This window comes from Gardnerella sp. CCPDSM (assembly GCF_056754715.1).
The window spans coordinates 1-747 of the sequence record NZ_JBQEQO010000046.1; the positions used below are offsets into that span (position 1 = coordinate 1).

At 43.1% G+C, this 747-nt stretch carries 1 protein-coding gene; it reads right to left on the reverse strand.

What is annotated here, in order from left to right; genetic code table 11:
• Positions 1-747 (reverse strand): phage major capsid protein (locus ACTJLE_RS06425; RefSeq protein ID WP_481267900.1); only part of this gene is annotated, 747 nt, incomplete at both ends.

Genomic DNA, 747 nt, shown 5'->3' on the forward strand with positions numbered 1-747 from the left:
AATCATCAGTTTTAATACCGGCAGTTTCTTTAAGGAACGTACCACCGTCTTTCTTATTGAAAATACCAGTCGGTTTTCCAACACCATCCCCGTTAAGAAAAGCGTCTTCCTCAGCGTTAGCCAGCGCCATGCCGAAGGATGTAAGAATATGATTCTCAAGATTAAACGCATTATCATACAAGAGTTCTTCAGTAACTTTTACCGCAACGTGAAGCTTATGAGCGTCAAGCAGGATTTGAGCAAACTTGGAATCACCAAAGTTAAGGCTTGCGCCTTCTTCAATCCAAGCCGCCGCAGGATCACTCATCGCAACATTAATCTTATGCTCGCCACTAGTAGTAATCGTGGTAGCAAGAGAGCGAATAATGTTTTCTTCTTTCAACGTTTCAATCAGACGATTATCGTATTCTTCCGGCACAAGATACCCGCCGTCAGCGTCCACGCCTTCTTGCAACACGTTATCGACTCGTTTAAAATTACTTCTAAGAGCTGTAAGCATAGCCTGCTTATACTCGTCACGTGCACGACCTTGTTTTTCAAGGTTCACACCCGTTTTCATAGGTTTTGCAACAATCGCCTCAGTTGTTGGTTTTGAAAGCTCCTTATCCATTTTTTCCATCTGCTCCAAGCGTTCAATTTCCATACTGTAAGCTTTCACTTTCGCTTCCATCTCATCGTAAGTTTTCGCGTCTTCTTCTGAAATAAGCCCGTCCTTGTCACGTTTAGACTCAAGGAAAGCTTTCGCAT